Origin of the sequence: Methylosinus sp. C49, assembly GCF_009936375.1 — a bacterium.
GTDB lineage: Bacteria > Pseudomonadota > Alphaproteobacteria > Rhizobiales > Beijerinckiaceae > Methylosinus.
In genome coordinates, this window is the sequence record NZ_AP022332.1 from 3,590,286 (window position 1) to 3,608,226 (window position 17,941).

A 17,941-nucleotide genomic window follows, 5' to 3' on the forward strand; every position below is an offset into this window, starting at 1 on the left:
TCATCGGGTGGACGCGTGACATATTCGATCTTCGTTTCCCACGGCTGGCATGATCGATGGGTGGCCAGACAAATGGCGCGTTCGATCTCCGATGCGGGAGGCGCGCCATTCATCGACATATTCGACATCAAGAAGGGCGACCGTATCGAAGAACGCGTCCGCACGGGGATCGAGCACTGCGCCGAGCTGGTCGCCCTGCTCACGCCCTGGTCGGTCGGCCGCAATTGGGTCTGGACCGAGGTCGCCGCCGCCTGGGCGTTGAAAAAGCGCTTCGTCGGGGTGACCTATGGCGTGACGATCGAGGAAATCGAAAGGAATCACGGCGGGATGGCCTGTCTCGGCCCGACCAATGTCGTTGCCCTCGACGACTTCGACGCATACATTCGGGAGCTGGCCGAGCGCATCCATTCGGGAGATCGCGAATGAAGCTTTTCATTTCCTACAGCCATGGAGACGAGCCCTTCGCCCGCTCCTTGCGCGAGGGACTCGAGCGAATGGGCGTCTGCGTGATCGATCCCGCGATCAGCACGCGCCCAGGAGATTCGCTCGGTCAAGCGCTGCGGCAGGCGATCGACGAATCCGACGCGGCGATCCTCGTCATTCCCGAGTCCGGCTCCAACGGAGCGAATTTGGCGTTTTTCGAAGCCGGCGCGGCCAAAGCGCTGGGCAAGCGGCTCTTTGTCGTCATGCCAGGCGCCGGAGACCGCGAGATGCCCTCGATCGCAGATTTCGCCATTCTCGACGCGTCGCGAAAGTCGTCCGACGAAGTCGCAAAAACACTCGTCCACGCGCTCGCAGCGGCATAGGACCGTTCGATGCGCGCGCCGACCGAAGCGATTGCGACCAAAACCGATCTGTCGGCGCTTCAGATGGAATTGCGCGCTTTTGAGCAGAAGCTCGAAGCCAAGATCGCGACCACGGCCGCCGATTTGAAGGTCGATATTCTCCGCTGGCTGATCGTGACTCAGCTCGCCCTCGGCGGCTTCCCGTTCGCCGCGATGAAGTTCACGCGCTGAAGCGGGAGCCGCACTCACTCAACATTCTGCGCGATCCGCCATAGCACGCTTGACGGATAGAAGCGCTTTGAGAGCTCATAATCCTTCGCCGGCACGAAGGCCTTCAATTCGATCGTTTGCAAATTCGACATGAACGGCTCCCGAGAAACAGAACGCCGCGCAACATGTCACGAAACGCCGGTCACGTCCCGCGATCCGGCCCGCCCCACAGCCAGGCCGCGCCGCGCACGCCGCCCGAGTCGCCATGCACATTGCGCAATATGCGCGTGTCGATGGCGTCCGAGAATGCCTGCTTCTCGACCAGATCGCGCAGGCCCTCGTAAATAAAATCGATATTGGACACGCCGCCGCCGAGCACGATGACATCCGGGTCGAGCAGATTGACGATTGCCGCCAGCGCGCGCGACAGGCGGTCGCGATAGACTTCCAGCGCATGGCGCGCCGCCGCCTCGCCCGCCGCGGCGCGCGCCGCGATCTCCTCGCCATTCGCCTCGGCGCCGCTGCGCTGGCCATAATCGAAGGCGAGCGCCGGGCCGGCGAGAAAAGTCTCCACGCAGCCGTAATGGCCGCAATAGCAGAGCCGCCCGGGAAACTCGTCCGGCGTCATCCAGGGCAGAGGCGTGTGGCCCCATTCGCCCGCCACCTTGTTGACGCCTTGCAGAACCTTGCCGTCCACGACGATGCCGCCGCCGACGCCGGTCCCCAAAATCACGCCGAAGACGCTGCGCGCGCCCGCCCCGGCGCCGTCCACGGCCTCCGACAGCGCGAAGCAATTGGCGTCGTTCTCGAGCCGCACCGGACGCTCGAGCAGCGCCGCGAGATCCTTGTCCAGCGGTCTGCCGTTGAGCCCAGTCGTGTTGGAGTTTTTCACGAGGCCGGTGCGCGGCGAGATGACGCCCGGCGTGCCGACGCCGACGCTGCCGCGCCCGCCGATCTCGCGCTCGAGATCGAGCACGAGGCCGCCGATGGTCGCCAGAACGGCGGCGTAATCATGAGCGGGCGTCGGGGCGCGCCGACGCGCCAGCGTCTCGCCCGTAGGACCCATGGCGATCGCCTCGGTCTTGGTGCCGCCGAGATCGACGCCGATGCGGAAGGGTTCTCTTGTCATCGCCCTTCGTTCATCTATGGCGGCGGCGCGATCGGGCAGCCCCCGTTATTGCAGATAGGCGCGATCCAAATCGACCGCGCCCTTCAGCGTCGCGGCCGCGCCTCTGTCGATGCGCACGGAATCGAGCGACAGACCCTCGGCCTTGGTTCCCTCGAAGCGCGCGCCGGTGAGATCGGCGCCGGCGGCGTCCACATCCTTCAGCGAGGCCTTGTCGAAGATCGCGCCCGCCGCCCGCGCATAACGCATGTCGGCGCGGGAAAGATCGGCGCCGTCGAAATGCGCGCCGTCGAGCTTGGCGGAGCGCAGAACGGCGCGCATCAGCCCCATGGATTGGTTCTTCATATCGGCGGACATATCCGCGCCGCGGAAGGAGGCGCCGCGCAGATCGGCGCCGGTGAGATCGGCGGCGAGGCGGCTCTTCGAGAAATCCGCCCCCTCGGCGCGGGTGCGCTGCAGCTGCGCTGCGAAGACATGCGCGCCGCGCAGGCTGGCGCCGGAGAGATCGGCCTCGAGCAGCCAGGCCTGATCGAGAATGGCGCCGTCGAGCTTGGCCCCGGCGAGCCGCGCCTTCACCAGCCGCGCCGCGCGCAGATTGACGCCGGCAAGATCGAGGCCGGAGAGGTCGAGCCCGTTGAGGCTGCGCATGGAGAGATCGAGCGTCTCGCCCGGCTTCCTCGCCGCGAGGCGCGCCTCAATGTCGGCGCGCGTGAACTCGGACTGCGAATAGGCGGGCTGGGCGAGATCGACATTGCGCAGCATGTCCTGCGCCGGCGCCTCCGCAGAGGCGAGGCAGAACAGCAGCGACGCTCCGAGAAGATGCCCGCCTCTCATTGCGCCTGCGCCCGCTCTGCGGCCGGAACGCTCCTGGCGGCGGCGAGTTCCTTGGCCTGCGCCACCCAGCGGCCGCGCTCGGGACGGCCGGGAACCGCGAGCGTCGCGCCGATCCAAGCGACATTCTCGGAGGACCAGCCGGCGATCTGATCGAAATGATAGACGCCGAGCCCGTGCAGCTTCTCGACGCTCTTCGGCCCGAGGCCCTTGATCTTGGCGAGATCGTCCGGCCGGCCGCCGCGCGGTCCCGGCAGGCCTTCCGGCCGCTGACCCGGGGCCTTGCGCTCGCTTTCGGCGGGGCGCGGCGCTCCGGCGCGACGCCGCGGCTCGGCCACCGGAGCCGGCGCCTCGGTCAGCGATGTTTCCGGCGGATCAACTGCGGCGATCGGCTCCGCGGCGACAGGAACGGGAGCCGGCGCGGCTGTCGGGCCATTCTCGACCAGAGCCGCCGCGGCGCCGCGAAGGGAAACATCCGCGAGCGGCTTTCGCTTCGCCGGCGCGGCGGGAGCGGCGGCGCCGAACAGCAGCCTGACGCCGCCGCCGAAGGGCAGGCCGATCAGATAGGCCGTGGCGAGCAGCAGCCCCAATTCGAAGAGGAGGCCGTTGCGGCCGGGGATGGTCTGCAGATTGGCGAGCAAATAGCCGCCGACGAGCGCGAAGGCCGAGGCCACCACGACGCCATGGCCGGCGAATATCGCGCCGGCCTCTTTTTTTGTCGTCCAAAAGCCGATGACGAGCCCCAGCGCGAGCGCGGCGGCGAGCCATTGCGTGGAGGCGGCGAGCAGATAGAGCATGGGCGTTCTCCCTCGAAAGCCCCGGATCACCGGATCGAGAATTCGATGCGACGGCCGCTCTCGTCGACCGCCGCAGCGCCCGAGGCGGAGAGTCGCGCCGCTTCGACGCCCGCCTCGATGAGATAATTGCGAACGGCCTCGGCGCGATGGAGGCCGATGGCCTCATTCTCCGCATTCGAGCCGGCGCCCGCGAAAAGTCCCACGATATCGACCGCCGCGCCCGGGCTGCGCAGCAGCACGAAAGCGAGAGCGTCGACGACCGGGAAGGATGTTTCCGCAATCATATTGTCCGCGCCGAAGGAGAGCCCTTTGGCCGCGGTCTCCGACAGAGCGGCGTAGAGCTGGGTCGGCGGAATCTCGTCCTTCGTCGCGAGGCCGAGCCGCGCGGCGTGCTCATAGCCCTCCGGCAGCTCGCGGAAGAGGCGCGCGCGAACGTCATATTGCGCCTTGGCGTTATAGGCCGCGCCTTCCACCGCCAGCTTGCGGTCGGAGAGCGACGCGACGCCGGAGTCGAGCCGCGCCAGCGCCCGCAGAGCCGCGCTCGCCGCCTCGGCGAATCCCTTGGGCGCGCCATCGGCTATGGCGAGATCGACATCCGTCGCATCGCCGAAATCACGCTTCGCCTGCTCGGCGATGCGCGCGCGCGTCGCGGCGTCCGGCGCGAAGCCGGCGAGCGCCAGCCCGCTCTCCTGCTTGCGCGCAGTAAAGACGAAAGGCGAGACCGCGCCCGCCGCCACCGCCACCTTGCCGAGGCCGAAGCTCTTCGGCAGCGCCGCGCGCAGGCTCGCCTCGACGGCCGAGGCGCCGACATTGGTTTTCCCAGAGCCTTCGATGGAGACGACGCCATCGGCGATGGAGGCCTTGCCGCTGGAGAGCTTGGCGAGCTCGCGCAGAGCGGCGCTCGCCGCTGCGGCGAAATCGCCGGGCGCGCCGCCGGCGACGCGCGTCTGATCGCTGGACTCGCCGAGGCTCGCCGCCTCGGCGATGAGCGCCTCGCGCGTCGTCTCGCTCGGCGCATAGCCGAACAGCGAGACGATCTCGCCGGCCTTGGCGGCGCTCCAGACGAAGGGCGAGACGCGCGGCGGCGCGATCTCCGCCTTCACCGCGACGCCCTCGGGCGGAGCTTTCAGCGCCGCCTCGGCGCGATCATAGCCATCGAAGCTGACGGCGGCGCCGGTGACGGAAAGCGAAGCGTCGCTGACCGACACTCTGCCGTCGCCGATGGCGTCGAGCAGAGCGACGCCATAGGATGTGAGCGCAGTGTAATTCTCGGGCGCGCCCAGCGCCGAGATCGATTTGTCGGAAAGCTCGAGGCCCTTGCCTGCGGCCGCGTCGCGAATTGCGACGCGCTCGCCGGGGACGGGCGCATTGCCGGAGAGCGCGAGCGTCTTGCCTTTGCGCTCCAACGCGAAGACGAAAGGCTTGGCGAGAGGCGGCGGCGTGGTGGCGTCCACGACGGAGCGCACGCCCTCTTGCAATTCGGCGCTGCGGACGGCCTCGGCGACGGCGGTGGGCGAGAGGACGACGCCGGACAGGCGAATGTCGCGACCGTCGACGTCGACGCGCGCGCCCTCGATCGCGCCGGGGGATTTGTCGAGCGCCGCGCGCACGCGGTCGCCCAAATCTTTTTCGATCTTCTCGACGTCCGACGTCGCGACGATCGTGAACAAAGCGGCCAGCACGGGCAGGCCGATCCACCATTTCGCCGGCTGGATCATGGCTTCCGTCGCTCCCTGGGGCGAGAATCATTACGTAACCGGCACAGTTCTACCAGTCGAGAGGCTGCAGACCAACTCGAGGGAAGCGCGTTGCCGCGTCGCAGGAAGCCGATTCAGCCCTTTTTCTTGGACGGCTGCTCGCCCGGCTGAAGGGGCGGCGCGGGGTAGAGCTCGATCGCCCGATCGATCGTCCAGAAGCAATCCAGCGCGCCGGAAGGGCGCACGCACCACAGCGGGCCGTCGCGCTGATCGACGTCAACCTTCTGATCGCGCATGAGCTGCACGCATTGGCCGGCCTGCAGCTTGCCGCGGAAATAGGCGGGGTCGTCCTTGGCCGCCTTGTCCGAAGCCGGGCGAAAGGCGCGTTTTATGTCCGCCTGATCCCGGCAGGCGAGAACGGCGCCGCGCGCGGCCGCCGCCTGCGCCGCGGAGGCGAGGCCGAGCGTGGCGCAGAGGGTGGCGGCGACGAGGGCGCGACGGGCGTACATGTCGCGAATCTAACGCATTGGCGCGGGCTTTACCAGCCATGCCGACGCTGGCCGAAAGGCGCTTTTCGGCGCCCTTTTACGATTTTGCCGGGCCGGTCCGCCGCTCGATCTCGGTTTTCACCCTTTTCCACAGATCGATCGCGCGCGGCCTCGCCCATTCATAGCCCTCGATGGCCCGCGGACGCGCCCAATCATAGAGCGCGACGCTCCATTCGCCGAGCAGCCGGCCCGTGGCCTTGGCGAAATCGACGCCCTTGTCGAACCAGGGCAGGAATTGGCTGTCCGCCGGAATCTTGGCCCGCGCCCAGGCGACGGCGTCCGCGGCGATCTGTGAGATCGCGCGCCAGAGCTGGCTCCAGGGCTCGTCCACCGGCGTGCTCGTCACCTTGTCGCGATAACGCGCGAAATCTCCCGCGAGACTCGCCTTGGCGCGGCGCTCGTCGTCGAGCTGGCGCTGCAGATCGGCGGCGCGCTTTTCCGCCTCCTGCGCCTTGCGGGCGTCGCCATCGGCCTTTTGCGCATTGCGCCTGGCCTCGAGCTGGGCGTCGTCGATCTCGCGGGTCGACTCGTCCACCTGCAGCGCCATCGCCTCATATTTGGAGAGCACGTCGTCGCGCTGCTCGATGACGCTGCGCAGAAGCGAGACGAGCGCGTCACGCCCGAGCTTGTCATAATCCTCGCCGGCGGCGGGGGTCGCGGCCGCCACAGCGGCGCTTCTATTGCGATTGTCGGACAGTTCGGCCTCCATCGACTTTTTTCGCGCCGCGGCCTATGCGCCGGCGCTTCGCCGATGCGGTTAGATAAGAAGGCCGCGCCCGCCGACCAGCCATGCCTCGCGGCCATCGGCGCCATCTGCGGCGACGAAACGCCTCACGGCGCGCGCTGGAACAAGCCGAAGGTCAAGAGCGCGCCGATGACGACCACGATGATGCGCAGCCATTTGTCTGGAATGTGATGCAGCATGCGCGCGCCGGCGACGCCGCCGATGGTGGCGCCGAGCGAGGTGACGAGCGCTTGGAGAAGGTGCAGATCCGGCGAGAACAGAAATATCGCCACGGCGGAGGCGTTCATCACCGCGGCGAGCACGTTTTTGGTCGCGGCGGCAATGCGCACATTCTGCCCCGCCATGGTCAGCGCCGCGACCATCAGAAAGCCGATGCCGCCGCCGAAATAGCCGCCATAGACGGAGATGAGGAATTGCGCCACGCCGGCGCCGCGCGTCGAAAGATGCGCATCGGCCTCGCCGGGCTTGCGCAGAAAGCTGCCATAAGCGAACACCACGGTCGCGAACAGAACCAGCCAGGGCACGAGCTTGGCGAAGAAGGCGGGCGGCGTCAGCAGCAGGATCGCCGCCCCCACGGCCCCGCCGACGATGCTGATGATGAACAGCGTGCGCAGGCCGAGGCCGGCCGCGCCGCGCGAGAGATCGCGCCCCGCCCAGCCGGTGGCGACCTGCGCGGGAAACAGCGCGACGCAGGATGTGACATTGGCGGCGCGGGCGTCCATGCCGGTGAGCATGAGCATCGGCAATGTGAGAAAGGAGCCGCCGCCGGCCAGCGCATTTTGCGCGCCCGCCCACATCGCGACGAAAAAGAGCAGAATCAGTAGCATGGGTCGGCGCGCCTTTTAAACTTCCCAAACCCGATATTTCAGCTCGGGCTCTGGAAGGCAAGCCATAGCTCGAAATCAGCCGTTTCGGGACGCTTCGCCGCAGGGCCGCGCGGTCAGCCCGCCCGCGAAGGCGCGCACCAGCCGCTCGAGCTCGCCCTCCAGCGCCGCCTCCGACATTGGCGCGAGCTTCTCCTCGAGGCCGAGCGAGACGACCCCATGCACGGCGGAAAACAAGGTGCGCGCGAGCAGGACGCGCGAGGCCGCCGGCTCGTCCGGCAGCAGGCGCGCCAGCGGCGCCTCGACCAAAGCGAAAAGCCGACCTTGATCCTCGAGATACCAGGCCGGCGCGGGGCGGCCGCCGGCCAGCCTGTGCTCGAACAACGCCCGCCACAGCGCCTTATTGGCGCGGGCGAAGGCGAGATAGAAGCGCGACAGGCGCAGCAGCTCTTCCGCCGGCTCGGGCGCCGGGCCGGGCGGCGCGGCGAGCCCCTGCTCCAGACGCGCGAGCGTATCCGCGCCGATGCGCAGGATCAGATCGTCGAGATCGTCGAACACATTGTAGATCGCGCCCACGGCGCAGCCCGCGGCGGCGGCGAGGTCGCGCGCCCTCAAATTCTGCAGCCCGCCCTCGGCTATGGCCGCGCGGCCCACCGCCACCAGCCGCGCGCGCAGATCGGCGCGGCGCGCGGAGGTCTTGACGCCGGGGCGCTCCGCAGAGTCGGATCCAGATTTTTGAACGTCGTTCATTTTTCTCTTGAGCGCTGTTCAGATCGTGCTATGGTCGCTCCTGAACGATGTTCATAACAGGAGGCCGCGAATGTTCAAGCCGCCTTTTCGATGACAGCGCGCACCCCCTCCCCGCCCCTCCCCCGGCTTCGCGAGGGAGGGGGCAGCCCGAGCCGAGAATCTCATCGCCGCGGGCCTCGCTCGCGGCGTAATATGTGCGGGCGCGCAACGCCCGCCGACCAACCCATCCTTAAACAGAATCGGCGAAACCTCCATGTTCTCGCCGCGCGCCGACGGAATTTCTCACATGTCCGACAATCTGCTCCTCACCAAACGTTTCGCGCCTTTGTTCTGGTGCCAGTTCTTCGCCGCCTTCAACGATAATTTCCTGAAGAACGCGCTGGTTCTGCTCATATTATTCAAGATCGGCGGGCATGAGGGCGAGTCGCTCGTCACGCTCGCCGGCGCCATTTTCATCGCGCCCTATTTCGTTCTCTCGGCGCTCGGCGGGCAGATCGCCGACAAATACGACAAGGCCCTGGTCGCGCGGCGCTTGAAATTCGTCGAGATGGGCGCGGCGCTGATCGCCGTCGCCGGCTTCGCGCTCTCTTCTGTTCCCGTGCTCTTCGCGGCGCTATTCTCCTTCGGCGTGCTCGGCGCGCTGTTCGGCCCGGTGAAATACGGCATTCTTCCCGATCATCTGCGCCAGGAGGAATTGCCGGCCGGCAATGCGCTGGTGGAAGGCGCGACCTTCCTCGCCATTCTGACCGGCACCATCGCCGGCGGCCTCGCCATGCATGGCGGCGGCGAGCCGATCATCACCACCATCGGCGTCACCGCCGCGGCCGTGGCCGCCTGGGGCGCCGCGCGGCTCATACCCCCCACCGACCGCGCCGCGCCCGATCTGCGCATCGATCCCAATATTCTGCGCTCCACCGCCGTGCTGCTGCGTGAATTGTGGAAGGACAAGAAGCTGTGGCGCGTCGGCGTGGTGACGGGAATTTTCTGGCTCGTCGGCGTCATCGCAATGTCGCTGCTGGCGCCGCTGGTGACACATGTGATGCACGGCTCGGAGTTGGTCGTCACTTTGTTCCTCGCCGTCTTCGCCATCGCCATTGCGGTGGGCTCGGGCCTCGCCTCTTTCTTGCTGGCGGGACGCATCGTGCTGCTGCCGGCGGCGATCGGCGCGGCGATCATCGCCGGCGCCTCGCTCGATCTCGGCTGGACTCTCGCGACGCTCGCGCCGCAGGAGGCGACCACGCCGCTCGAGATCGCCGAATTCTTCGAGCTCTCCGGCGCCTGGCGCGTGACCATCGATCTCGCTTCTCTCGCCATCGCCGGCGGACTGATGATCGTGCCGAGCTTCGCCGCGCTGCAGGCCTATGCGCCGGCTCATGAGCGCTCGCGCATCATCGCCGCGGTCAATGTGCTCAACGCCGCCTTCATGGCCGGCGGCGCTTTCGCCGTCGCGCTGCTGCAGAGCAAAGGCGTCTCCGTGCCGGATCTCTTCCTCGGCATGGGCGCGCTGATGGCGCTCGCCGCGATATGGATCTACAAAGCGGTCGTCGTCTCCCCTTTTCGTGACGCCCTGTCGATCATCTTCCGCGCCTTCTATCGGCTCGAGGTGAAAGGCTTCGGCAATTTCGCCAGGGCGGGCAAAAATCCGATCATCGCGCTCAATCATGTGAGCTTCCTCGACGCCGCCGCCATTCTCTGCGTGCTGCCGGTCGATCCTGTCTTCGCCATCGACTCGACGATCGCGACGAAATGGTGGGTGCGGCCTTTCCTGCGCTATGTGCGCGCCATTCCGCTAGATCCGACGCGCCCACTCGGCACGCGCACGCTGGTCAATGCGGTTCGCAACGGCGACCCGCTGATCATCTTCCCCGAGGGGCGCCTCACCGTCACCGGCAGCCTGATGAAGGTCTATGACGGCGCCGGACTCATCGCGGAAAAATCCGGCTCCTGGGTCGTGCCGGTGCGCATAGAAGGACCGGAGGCGACGATGTTCTCGCGCTTGACCCGCGAGCAGGCGCGCCGCCGCTTCTTCCCCAAATTCACGCTCACCGTGCTGGAGCCGACGCGTCTCGAGGTCGATCCCGCATTGCGCGGCAAGGCGCGGCGCATCGCCTCCGGCGCGGCGCTCTATGAGATCATGTCCGATCTCGTCTTCCGCACCAGCCCCATCGATCGCACGCTACATCAGGCGCTGGTCGACGCGGCGCGCGAGCATGGCGCCGGCCGCGTCGCGACACAGGACCCGATCACCGGCGCGCTCACCTATAAGCGCATCATGATCGGCGCCCATGCGCTGGGCCGCAAGCTGCAGCGCATCTCGCAGACGGGCGAGGCGCTCGGCGTCATGCTGCCCAACTCCAACGCCGCCGGCGTGACCATCTTCGCCGTCGTCGGCGCCGGACGCGTCGCGGCCATGGTGAATTTCACCGCCGGCGCCGCCAATATCGCCTCGGGCCTCAAATCCGCGCAGGCGACGACGCTGCTGACCTCGCGCGCCTTTGTGGAGAAGGGCAAGCTCGACGCGCTGATCGCCGCGCTCGATAAGGAGTTCCGCATCGTCTATCTCGAGGATGTGCGCGGCGAGATCACGCGCGCCGACAAGCTCTCCGCTTTGCTACGCCACAAGCGCCCGCTGGAGAAGCGCAGCCCCGACGATGCGGCGGCCATTCTCTTCACCTCGGGCTCGGAAGGCGCGCCCAAGGGCGTCGTGCTCTCGCACAAAAACCTGCTCGCCAACGCCGCCCAAGCGGCTGCGCGCATAGACTTCGGCCGCACCGACAAATTGTTCAGCGTGCTGCCGGTGTTCCATTGCTTCGGCCTCAATGTCGGCTTCATCCTGCCGATCGTCTCCGGCGTGCCGGTCTATTTCTACCCCTCGCCGCTTCACTATAAGATCGTGCCGGAGCTCGTCTACAATTCCAACGCCACTGTGCTGCTCGGCACGGACACATTCCTCAACGGCTATGCGCGCGTCGCGCATTCTTATGACTTCCGCTCGCTGCGCTATGTCATCGCCGGCGCCGAGCCGGTGAAGCAGGGAACGCGCGAGGTCTATCTCGAGAAATTCGGCATTCGCATTCTCGAGGGCTATGGCGTCACCGAGACGGCGCCGGCGCTGGCGCTCAACACGCCCATGTTCAACCGCTTCGGCAGCGTCGGCCGGCTGCTGCCGGGCATGGAGCTGCGCCTCGAGACTGTTCCCGGCGTCGCCGAGGGCGGCCGTCTCTTCGTGCGCGGCCCCAATGTGATGCTCGGCTATCTTCTGGCCGACGATCCCGGCGTGCTGAAGCCGCCGGCGGAGGGCTGGCACGACACGGGCGACATCGTCACCGTCGATGCGCAGGGCTATATAAAAATTCAGGGCCGCGCCAAGCGCTTCGCCAAGATCGGCGGCGAGATGATCTCGCTCGCCGCGGTGGAGACGCTCGCCGCGGAGCTGTGGCCCAATTCGCTGTCGGCGGCGGCGCGCGAGCTCGATCCGCGCAAGGGCGAGCGCATCGTGCTGGTGACGCAGCAGAAGGACGCGACGCGTCCCGAATTCCTCGCCTTCGCCAAATCGAAAGGCGCGTCGGAGCTGATGGTCCCGGCGGAATTCATGATCGTCGACAAATTGCCGCTGCTCGGCTCCGGCAAGCTCGATTTCGCGGGCGTCGCCACAATGGTGCGCGACCGCAACCGTTATGTTCTGCCCAGCCCGCGCATTCCCAACGGCCTCGGCCGCATCGTCGGCGATGCGACGACGCAGAACGCCTGAAACGAAAGGTCGTAACGCAATGGACTATCGCAAATTGGGCCGCACTGATCTCAGCGTGTCGGCGATCATGCTCGGCACGATGACATGGGGCCAGCAGAACACCGAGGCCGAGGGACATGCGCAGCTCGACTATGCGCTCGATCGCGGCGTCAATTTCATCGACACGGCGGAAATCTATTCCATCCCGCCGCGCGCCGAGACGCAGGGCTCGACCGAGCGCATCATCGGCTCCTGGCTCGCGGCGCGAAAGAACCGCGACAGAGTGATTTTGGCGACGAAGGTCTCGGGCCGCAGCGACAGCGCCTATCTGCGCCCCGACTCCAAGGGTACCAGGCTCGATCGCAAGAACATAGAATATGCGATCGACGGATCGCTGAAGCGCCTGCAGACGGATTATGTCGATCTCTATCAGCTGCATTGGCCGGATCGCCCGCTGCCGCTGTTCGGCGCCGGCGGGACCATCTATCGCGCGCCGCCGAAGGTCGACGAAATTCCCATAGAGGAAACGCTGGAGGCGCTCGCCGATCTGGTGAAGGCGGGCAAGATTCGCCATATCGCGCTCTCCAATGAGACGAGCTGGGGCGTCGCGCGCTTTCTGAGCGCGGCGGAGAAGGGCCATGGGCCGCGTGTCGTCTCGATCCAGAACGCCTACAATCTCATCAATCGCACTTTCGAGATCGGCCTCGCCGAATTCGCGACGCGCGAAGATGTCGGCCTGCTCGCCTATTCGCCATTGGCGCAGGGCTATCTCACCGGCAAATATCAAAATGGCGCACGTCCCGCCGGCGCGCGCACCACTTTGTTCGAGCGCGGCCAGCGCTATGAGAAGCCCGGCGTCACGCAGGCAATCGACGCTTATCTCGCGCTGGCGAAGGAGATCGGCGTGTCGCCGGCGAAGCTCGCCCTTGCCTTCGTCACCTCGCGGCCCTTCGTGACGTCCAATATCATCGGCGCGACGACGACGGCGCAATTGCAGGAAGATTTGGATTCGCTCGAGGTGACGATCACGCCGGAAATCGAAGCGCGTATCGACGAGATTCATCAGCTGCACAGCAATCCCGCGCCGTGAGGCGAAAGAGAAAGGCGCGTCATGGATGTGAGACTGCGGCTCGCGCCGCTCGAGGAAAAGCGAGAGATCGCCGCTCTGCTGCGGCGCTATCTCATCGAGCTCGGCCCTTGGGGATATGACGAGCCCGACAATTATCCTTTTCTCGATTCCTATTGGCGCGAGCCGCGTCGCTCTCCTTATGTGATCGAAGCCGATGGCGCCGCCGCCGGCTTCACCCTCGTCAACGCCATCTCCATCTCCGGCTACCCGGTCGAAGCTTCCATAGCGGAATTCTACGTGCTGCCGCATCTGCGCCGCGGCGGCTGCGGCGGCGCGGCGGCGCGGCAGGCCTTTCTGACGCGCGCCGGCTGGTGGGAGCTCTCCTTCCATCGCGACAACGCCGCCGCCCGCGCCTTCTGGCCGAAGACCGCCGAACGCGCCGGCGGCAAGCGCATTCAGTTTTTCGACGTCGGCGAGAGTCGCATATTGCGCTTTCGCATGACGAAATGATTCGGCGCGCCGATCACTTCACCGGAATGAGCAGATCGGTGATCAGCCCTTCGGGCGGCGCGTCATAGGGCGTGTTGCGATAGATCTCGAGCGCGGGGCGATCGTCCGGCTCATGGCCGCTCGTCGGCAGCCATTCGCCATAGAGCTTCTGAAAGGCCGCGCTGATCCCGCTATAGGGGCCGACATGCCGATAGGAGGCGTAGCGCCCGCCGACGATATCGGCGATCGTCACCTCGCCGGAAGCGGCGACGCCGTCTGGAAAAACCAGGCCGGCGCAATAGCGAAAGCCGCAACCTGCTTCCGGGTCGTCATAGGAGACGCCGATGGGATAGAGCGCCCGCCCGGCGAGGCCCGCCTGCATATGCCAGCGCCACAGACCCGCCCATGTCTCCGGTATCGACGCCACCGGCCCCTTGTGCTCGAGAAGATGCGCGCGGATCGGCGCCTGCTCGACGATTTCGACATTCATGGCTGCGTCCTTTCTCGTGACGACGACGGGGGAAGGCAAAGTGAAATCGGCGGCGGCGCGATGCGTCGCGCGAAATTGCGTAGGGCTCACGGCGACGAAGCCGCGAAAGGCGCGCGCGAAGCTCAGCGCATTCTCATAGCCCGCCTCCATCATTGCGTGTCGTCTGCTTCATGGAATTCGAGCATAAAGGGGCGCCGCGCCGGGCGCATTGCAGAGATTGCTCATTTTCGCCCTATGCGCGAAAATCGCAAAGGTCGTCGAATTATCGCATTTGTCGCAATGATGGCGTCTTTGGGCCGGGGCGAGCGAGAAGGAATTTGCAAATGCGTCTCATCGGAATGCTGGATTCGCCCTATGTCAGACGCGTCGCCGTATCGCTGAACGCATTCGGCCTGCCCTTCGTGCACGAGCCATTGTCGGTGTTTCGCGATTTCGACGCCTTCGCCGGAATCAATCCGATCGTGAAGGCGCCGACGCTGGTCACCAATGAAGGGGTGACGCTGCTCGATTCGACTCTGATCCTCGATTATCTGGAACGCCTCGTTCCCGCCGAGCGCCGGCTGACGCCGGAAAGGAACGAAGATTTCGCGCGCGCGCAACGAATCATCGGGCTGGCGCTGGCGGCGAATGAGAAGACCGTGCAGCTCGTCTATGAGTCGAAGCGGCCGGACGAGAAACACTATGCGCCCTGGGTCGAGCGCGTCGAAATCCAGCTTTTGGCGGCCTATCGCCTGCTGGAAAAAGAGGTCGCGGAGGCCCAGGACAATTTTCTCTTCGGCGCGCGCCTGCTGCAGGCGGACATAACGACCGCCGTCGCCTGGCGATTCTCGCGCTTCGTGCTCGCCGATCGCCTCGACCCCGCCGATTATCCGGCTCTCGCGAATTTTTCCCTGCGCGCGGAGGCGCTGCCGGAATTCATCGCCGCGGATTTCGACTGAGGAATGCGAGCCGGAAGGCGCGGGGTCCGAAATGTCTCGGACCCCGCGAGCCTTTCGGCGACGCTCAGCGCCGCAGCTTGCCCAGCAGCCAGTCGAGCGCCTCGGGGAACACCAGCTCCTGAGTCGCGGCGATCTCCTCCGCGCTCCACCATTTCCAGCCGAGCACGTCGCTGCGCTCTATCTCGGTGAAGCCGCTGGTGTCTGGCGTGAACTCGCCCGTGCGAATAGCGTAGAAACGCTCGTCGGCCTGGAACCAATCCTCGCCGAGCTGCATCGGAAACTCGCGCGAGAAGACGATATCGCCGATCGCGACGCCGGTGAGCCCGGTCTCCTCGGCGAGCTCGCGGCGGGCGGCGGCGTCGAAGGTCTCGCCGGGCTCCAAGGCTCCGCCGATCGAGCCCCAGAAATGCGAATGTCCCTGCTCGACGAACACCGGCGACAGGCGCGTCGAATAGCGGAACAGAAGAACGCGATTCTGCTCGTCCAATGGCAGCAGCCGCGCGGCCGGACGACGCTCCAGCTTGCGCCCGTCATAGGGCATGACGACGCGCTCGCGCGCGCCCTCCTCCGCCCAGCGCTCGAGCGTCCAGCGTCCGTCCTCATAGAGAAACCAATTGGGCGCGGCGTGCAGCACCGGCGGATCGCGCTTCTCGGAAAGGCCGAGGCCGGTCGCGAGGCGATAGCCAATGTCCAGCACGCCCGCATGGGCGACGACGAGCACGGTCTCGCCCGGATGCCGCGCCGCTATCGCGGTCAGCTCATCGCCGACGCGCGCGGCGAAAGCGGAGAGCGTCTCGCCGCCAGGAATGAGAAAATCCGCCTGACGCTGGCGGTGCTTGGCGTGCTCGCTCGGAAAGGCGCGGTCGACATCGTCGAAGGTCATGCCGTGCCAGTCGCCATCGTCCTTCTCGCGCAGCGCGACGCTCGTCTCTATGGGCAGGCCGAGCCGGCGCGCCAGCGGCGTGACGGTCTGCATGGCGCGTTTCAGATCGCTGCTGTAGATGCGGTCGAAACGGGTCGAGCCGAGTTCGCGCGCCAGCGCCTCGGCCTGCGCCAGTCCTCTCACATTCAGGGGGATGTTCAGCTGCCCCTGAACGCGCCTCTCGAGATTCCAATTGGTTTCGCCATGCCGGGCGAGACAGATGCGCGTGCGCGCCATTGACCTTCTCCGGGATAGCCGCACGTCCTAGCGATGAAACGGCGTTCCGTCCAGCGGGACTGTGCGCCGCACAATTGTAGGCGACAAATCCTATGGGCGTCGCAGATTTCTTCCGTCGACCGCCGCGCGCGGACGGCCACGCCCGGGCCGGCCCGATAACGCGAGCGCGGCCGCCCGCGCCACGGCAGTATTCTAGTGAATTAATGATGCGATCGCAGCACAAAGCGCGCACGCACGGGGCGGAGCCCTTTCAACGACATAAATTTTCGGCCGGGCGACGGATTCGATGCTGGCGTTTTCCTTCTTGCGTGATAGTCGATATATCTATTCTATTCGCTTCGCCGCCCATGGGTTTCGGCGCGCCCCCTCGCGTTTCGCCATCAAGAAAGCGCCTCGCTCGAGGCGGAGATCGCGAGACAGCCCATGGGGTTTACCGACTTGCCGGAGGCGAGGCTCGCGCTCACTGCGGCGCGTGGACGGGAGAGATTGCGAAGCGATGCTGTCCAACAAAGCGAAATACGGGCTCAAGGCGCTGATCCATCTCGCCGGCGCCGAAGGGCAGTGCCTCGCCGGCGACATGGCGACGCAGAACAACATCCCGCGCAAGTTCCTCGACGCGATCCTGCTGGAATTGCGCAACGCCGGCATTCTCAACAGCAAGAAGGGCAAGGGCGGCGGCTATCACCTCGCCCGTCCCGCCGACAAGATCACCGTCGGCCAGATCATCCGCATTCTCGACGGGCCGCTCGCGCCCATCGCCTGCGCCAGCCGCACCGCCTATCAGCGCTGCAACGACTGCCCGGACGAGGACGCCTGCGCGATTCGCGATCTGATGCTGGATGTGCGCGACGCCATGGCGCTCATCCTCGATCGCACCAGTATCGCCTCGCTGCGCGGCAGGGGACGGCGGTCGGCGCAAATCCTGCGCTGATTTCAGCTTTTCCAGAGAGATTGGAGAAGGTGCGGCGGCCCGCGCCCGCCGCCGAGCGCGAGCGCATCCGCGGCGCCGAGCGCCTCTGTCAGAAAATCCTTGGCCGCGCGAATAGCCGGGACCAGCTCGGCGCCATGCGCCAGATTCGCCGCTATGGCGGAGGAGAGCGCGCAACCCGTGCCGTGAAGATTGCGCGTCGCCACGCGCGCGCCGTGGAACGCGTGAACATTCTCGCCCTCGATGAGAATATCGAGCGGCTCGCCCTCGAGATGCCCGCCCTTCATCAGCACGGCGCGGGCGCCGCGCGCCGCCAGCGCGCTTCCCTGCTCCGCCATCTCCTGCGGCGTCGCCGCCTCGCTCGCGCCGAGCAGGGCGGCCGCCTCCGGCAAATTGGGCGTGACCAGAGCCGCGAGAGGAAAGAGCCGCGCGATCATCGTCTCGATGAGCCCGGCGGAGGAGAGCGAATCCCCGCTCGTCGCGACCAGCACGGGATCGAGGACGATGCGCCGCGCGCCGGCGCGGGCGAGGGAGTCGGCCGCCGCCAGCGCTATGGCGGGCTCGGCCAGCATGCCGATCTTGACCGCATCCACCTCTATATCGGCGAAGATCGCGTCGATCTGCGCGGCGACGACCGGAGCCGGAACCGCATGGACGAGGCTGACGCCGCGCGTGTTCTGCGCGGTCAGCGCCGTGATCGCCGCCATGCCATAGCAGCGAAGCGCCGAAAATGTCTTGAGATCGCCCTGCACGCCGGCGCCGCCGCTCGGATCGGAGCCGGCGATCGACAGAAGCTTGGGAATTTGGGCGGCCATCTCGCCTCCC

Annotated in this window: 19 protein-coding genes; 8 read left to right on the top strand and 11 right to left on the bottom strand. The window is 66.6% G+C overall.

What is annotated here, in order from left to right; translation table 11 throughout:
• The first annotated feature begins 15 nt into the window (after nt 1–15).
• The 3 genes from GYH34_RS16860 to GYH34_RS21685 are packed head-to-tail and all read left to right on the top strand — an operon-like array spanning nt 16 to nt 1,016.
• The gene (locus GYH34_RS16860; RefSeq protein WP_161914583.1) at nt 16–426 is read left to right on the top strand and encodes a toll/interleukin-1 receptor domain-containing protein; all 411 of its coding nucleotides are present in this window, start codon (nt 16–18) and stop codon (nt 424–426) included.
• Nucleotides 423–806 (top strand): toll/interleukin-1 receptor domain-containing protein, encoded by a 384-nt coding sequence (locus tag GYH34_RS16865; RefSeq protein WP_161914584.1) that lies wholly within the window; start codon nt 423–425, stop codon nt 804–806. The genes GYH34_RS16860 and GYH34_RS16865 overlap by 4 nt, the downstream gene beginning before the upstream one ends.
• A 9-nt stretch (nt 807–815) precedes the next feature.
• Nucleotides 816–1,016: a hypothetical protein gene (locus tag GYH34_RS21685; protein WP_162561580.1), complete on the top strand. Its 201-nt coding sequence runs from the start codon at nt 816–818 to the stop codon at nt 1,014–1,016.
• A gap of 181 nt (nt 1,017–1,197) precedes the next feature.
• Here GYH34_RS21685 and GYH34_RS16875 read toward each other — a convergent pair whose 3' ends face one another.
• The 8 genes from GYH34_RS16875 to GYH34_RS16910 all read right to left on the bottom strand — a co-directional run bounded on the left by GYH34_RS16875 (nt 1,198) and on the right by GYH34_RS16910 (nt 8,313).
• Nucleotides 1,198–2,124, bottom strand: a complete 927-nt coding sequence (locus tag GYH34_RS16875) for an ROK family protein (protein ID WP_161914585.1) — start codon at nt 2,122–2,124, stop codon at nt 1,198–1,200.
• 45 nt (nt 2,125–2,169) lie between these two features.
• Nucleotides 2,170–2,955, bottom strand: a complete 786-nt coding sequence (locus GYH34_RS16880) for a pentapeptide repeat-containing protein (protein WP_161914586.1) — start codon at nt 2,953–2,955, stop codon at nt 2,170–2,172.
• The gene (locus GYH34_RS16885; protein ID WP_161914587.1) at nt 2,952–3,749 is read right to left on the bottom strand and encodes a hypothetical protein; all 798 of its coding nucleotides are present in this window, start codon (nt 3,747–3,749) and stop codon (nt 2,952–2,954) included. The genes GYH34_RS16880 and GYH34_RS16885 overlap by 4 nt, the downstream gene beginning before the upstream one ends.
• A 26-nt stretch (nt 3,750–3,775) precedes the next feature.
• Nucleotides 3,776–5,467, bottom strand: coding sequence for an OmpA family protein (locus tag GYH34_RS16890; protein WP_161914588.1), 1,692 nt, complete (start codon nt 5,465–5,467; stop codon nt 3,776–3,778).
• 113 nt (nt 5,468–5,580) lie between these two features.
• Nucleotides 5,581–5,955 (bottom strand): hypothetical protein, encoded by a 375-nt coding sequence (locus GYH34_RS16895; RefSeq protein ID WP_018266447.1) that lies wholly within the window; start codon nt 5,953–5,955, stop codon nt 5,581–5,583.
• A gap of 76 nt (nt 5,956–6,031) precedes the next feature.
• Nucleotides 6,032–6,703 carry a hypothetical protein gene (locus tag GYH34_RS16900; protein ID WP_244635192.1) on the bottom strand — a complete coding sequence of 224 codons (672 nt, stop codon included), beginning with the start codon at nt 6,701–6,703 and terminating at the stop codon, nt 6,032–6,034.
• 122 nt (nt 6,704–6,825) lie between these two features.
• Nucleotides 6,826–7,566, bottom strand: a complete 741-nt coding sequence (locus GYH34_RS16905; protein WP_161914589.1) for a sulfite exporter TauE/SafE family protein — start codon at nt 7,564–7,566, stop codon at nt 6,826–6,828.
• Between the two features lie 75 nt (nt 7,567–7,641).
• Nucleotides 7,642–8,313 (bottom strand): TetR-like C-terminal domain-containing protein, encoded by a 672-nt coding sequence (locus GYH34_RS16910; protein ID WP_174242420.1) that lies wholly within the window; start codon nt 8,311–8,313, stop codon nt 7,642–7,644.
• 286 nt (nt 8,314–8,599) lie between these two features.
• Here GYH34_RS16910 and GYH34_RS16915 point away from each other — a divergent pair, with 286 nt between their 5' ends.
• Genes GYH34_RS16915 through GYH34_RS16925 form a run of 3 tightly spaced genes read left to right on the top strand, consistent with a single transcriptional unit; the run spans nt 8,600 to nt 13,622 of the window.
• Nucleotides 8,600–12,064 (top strand): acyl-[ACP]--phospholipid O-acyltransferase, encoded by a 3,465-nt coding sequence (locus tag GYH34_RS16915; protein WP_161914590.1) that lies wholly within the window; start codon nt 8,600–8,602, stop codon nt 12,062–12,064.
• A 19-nt stretch (nt 12,065–12,083) separates the two neighbouring features.
• The gene (locus GYH34_RS16920; RefSeq protein ID WP_161914591.1) at nt 12,084–13,133 is read left to right on the top strand and encodes an NADP(H)-dependent aldo-keto reductase; all 1,050 of its coding nucleotides are present in this window, start codon (nt 12,084–12,086) and stop codon (nt 13,131–13,133) included.
• A 21-nt stretch (nt 13,134–13,154) separates the two neighbouring features.
• The gene (locus GYH34_RS16925; RefSeq protein ID WP_161914592.1) at nt 13,155–13,622 is read left to right on the top strand and encodes a GNAT family N-acetyltransferase; all 468 of its coding nucleotides are present in this window, start codon (nt 13,155–13,157) and stop codon (nt 13,620–13,622) included.
• Between the two features lie 13 nt (nt 13,623–13,635).
• On the opposite strand, the gene GYH34_RS16930 is transcribed toward GYH34_RS16925, so the two are convergent.
• Entirely contained in the window at nt 13,636–14,244 is a 609-nt protein-coding gene (locus GYH34_RS16930; RefSeq protein WP_161914593.1) for a GyrI-like domain-containing protein, read from the bottom strand.
• A 170-nt stretch (nt 14,245–14,414) separates the two neighbouring features.
• On the opposite strand from GYH34_RS16930, the gene GYH34_RS16935 reads away from it, so the two are divergent.
• Nucleotides 14,415–15,029: a glutathione S-transferase gene (locus GYH34_RS16935; protein ID WP_161914594.1), complete on the top strand. Its 615-nt coding sequence runs from the start codon at nt 14,415–14,417 to the stop codon at nt 15,027–15,029.
• A 64-nt stretch (nt 15,030–15,093) separates the two neighbouring features.
• Here GYH34_RS16935 and GYH34_RS16940 read toward each other — a convergent pair whose 3' ends face one another.
• Nucleotides 15,094–16,188 carry a histidine phosphatase family protein gene (locus GYH34_RS16940; protein WP_161914595.1) on the bottom strand — a complete coding sequence of 365 codons (1,095 nt, stop codon included), beginning with the start codon at nt 16,186–16,188 and terminating at the stop codon, nt 15,094–15,096.
• Between the two features lie 496 nt (nt 16,189–16,684).
• On the opposite strand from GYH34_RS16940, the gene GYH34_RS16945 reads away from it, so the two are divergent.
• Nucleotides 16,685–17,119: an Rrf2 family transcriptional regulator gene (locus GYH34_RS16945; RefSeq protein WP_018266459.1), complete on the top strand. Its 435-nt coding sequence runs from the start codon at nt 16,685–16,687 to the stop codon at nt 17,117–17,119.
• 2 nt (nt 17,120–17,121) lie between these two features.
• On the opposite strand, the gene thiD is transcribed toward GYH34_RS16945, so the two are convergent.
• Nucleotides 17,122–17,931, bottom strand: a complete 810-nt coding sequence (gene thiD, locus GYH34_RS16950; RefSeq protein ID WP_161914596.1) for a bifunctional hydroxymethylpyrimidine kinase/phosphomethylpyrimidine kinase — start codon at nt 17,929–17,931, stop codon at nt 17,122–17,124.
• Between the last annotated feature and the right edge of the window lie 10 nt (nt 17,932–17,941).

Excerpts from the sequence above, each read along its gene's own strand:
- GYH34_RS21685 (WP_162561580.1), top strand. The coding sequence starts at position 816 with ATGCGCGCGCCGACCGAAGCGATTGCGACCAAAACCGATCTGTCGGCG.
- GYH34_RS16920 (WP_161914591.1), top strand. The coding sequence starts at position 12,084 with ATGGACTATCGCAAATTGGGCCGCACTGATCTCAGCGTGTCGGCGATC.
- GYH34_RS16890 (WP_161914588.1), bottom strand. The coding sequence starts at position 5,467 with ATGATCCAGCCGGCGAAATGGTGGATCGGCCTGCCCGTGCTGGCCGCT.
- GYH34_RS16900 (WP_244635192.1), bottom strand. The coding sequence starts at position 6,703 with ATGGAGGCCGAACTGTCCGACAATCGCAATAGAAGCGCCGCTGTGGCG.
- GYH34_RS16935 (WP_161914594.1), top strand. The coding sequence starts at position 14,415 with ATGCGTCTCATCGGAATGCTGGATTCGCCCTATGTCAGACGCGTCGCC.
- GYH34_RS16875 (WP_161914585.1), bottom strand. The coding sequence starts at position 2,124 with ATGACAAGAGAACCCTTCCGCATCGGCGTCGATCTCGGCGGCACCAAG.
- thiD (WP_161914596.1), bottom strand. The coding sequence starts at position 17,931 with ATGGCCGCCCAAATTCCCAAGCTTCTGTCGATCGCCGGCTCCGATCCG.
- GYH34_RS16885 (WP_161914587.1), bottom strand. The coding sequence starts at position 3,749 with ATGCTCTATCTGCTCGCCGCCTCCACGCAATGGCTCGCCGCCGCGCTC.
- GYH34_RS16905 (WP_161914589.1), bottom strand. The coding sequence starts at position 7,566 with ATGCTACTGATTCTGCTCTTTTTCGTCGCGATGTGGGCGGGCGCGCAA.
- GYH34_RS16880 (WP_161914586.1), bottom strand. The coding sequence starts at position 2,955 with ATGAGAGGCGGGCATCTTCTCGGAGCGTCGCTGCTGTTCTGCCTCGCC.
- GYH34_RS16930 (WP_161914593.1), bottom strand. The coding sequence starts at position 14,244 with ATGATGGAGGCGGGCTATGAGAATGCGCTGAGCTTCGCGCGCGCCTTT.
- GYH34_RS16925 (WP_161914592.1), top strand. The coding sequence starts at position 13,155 with ATGGATGTGAGACTGCGGCTCGCGCCGCTCGAGGAAAAGCGAGAGATC.
- GYH34_RS16865 (WP_161914584.1), top strand. The coding sequence starts at position 423 with ATGAAGCTTTTCATTTCCTACAGCCATGGAGACGAGCCCTTCGCCCGC.
- GYH34_RS16915 (WP_161914590.1), top strand. The coding sequence starts at position 8,600 with ATGTCCGACAATCTGCTCCTCACCAAACGTTTCGCGCCTTTGTTCTGG.
- GYH34_RS16940 (WP_161914595.1), bottom strand. The coding sequence starts at position 16,188 with ATGGCGCGCACGCGCATCTGTCTCGCCCGGCATGGCGAAACCAATTGG.
- GYH34_RS16895 (WP_018266447.1), bottom strand. The coding sequence starts at position 5,955 with ATGTACGCCCGTCGCGCCCTCGTCGCCGCCACCCTCTGCGCCACGCTC.
- GYH34_RS16945 (WP_018266459.1), top strand. The coding sequence starts at position 16,685 with ATGCTGTCCAACAAAGCGAAATACGGGCTCAAGGCGCTGATCCATCTC.
- GYH34_RS16910 (WP_174242420.1), bottom strand. The coding sequence starts at position 8,313 with ATGAACGACGTTCAAAAATCTGGATCCGACTCTGCGGAGCGCCCCGGC.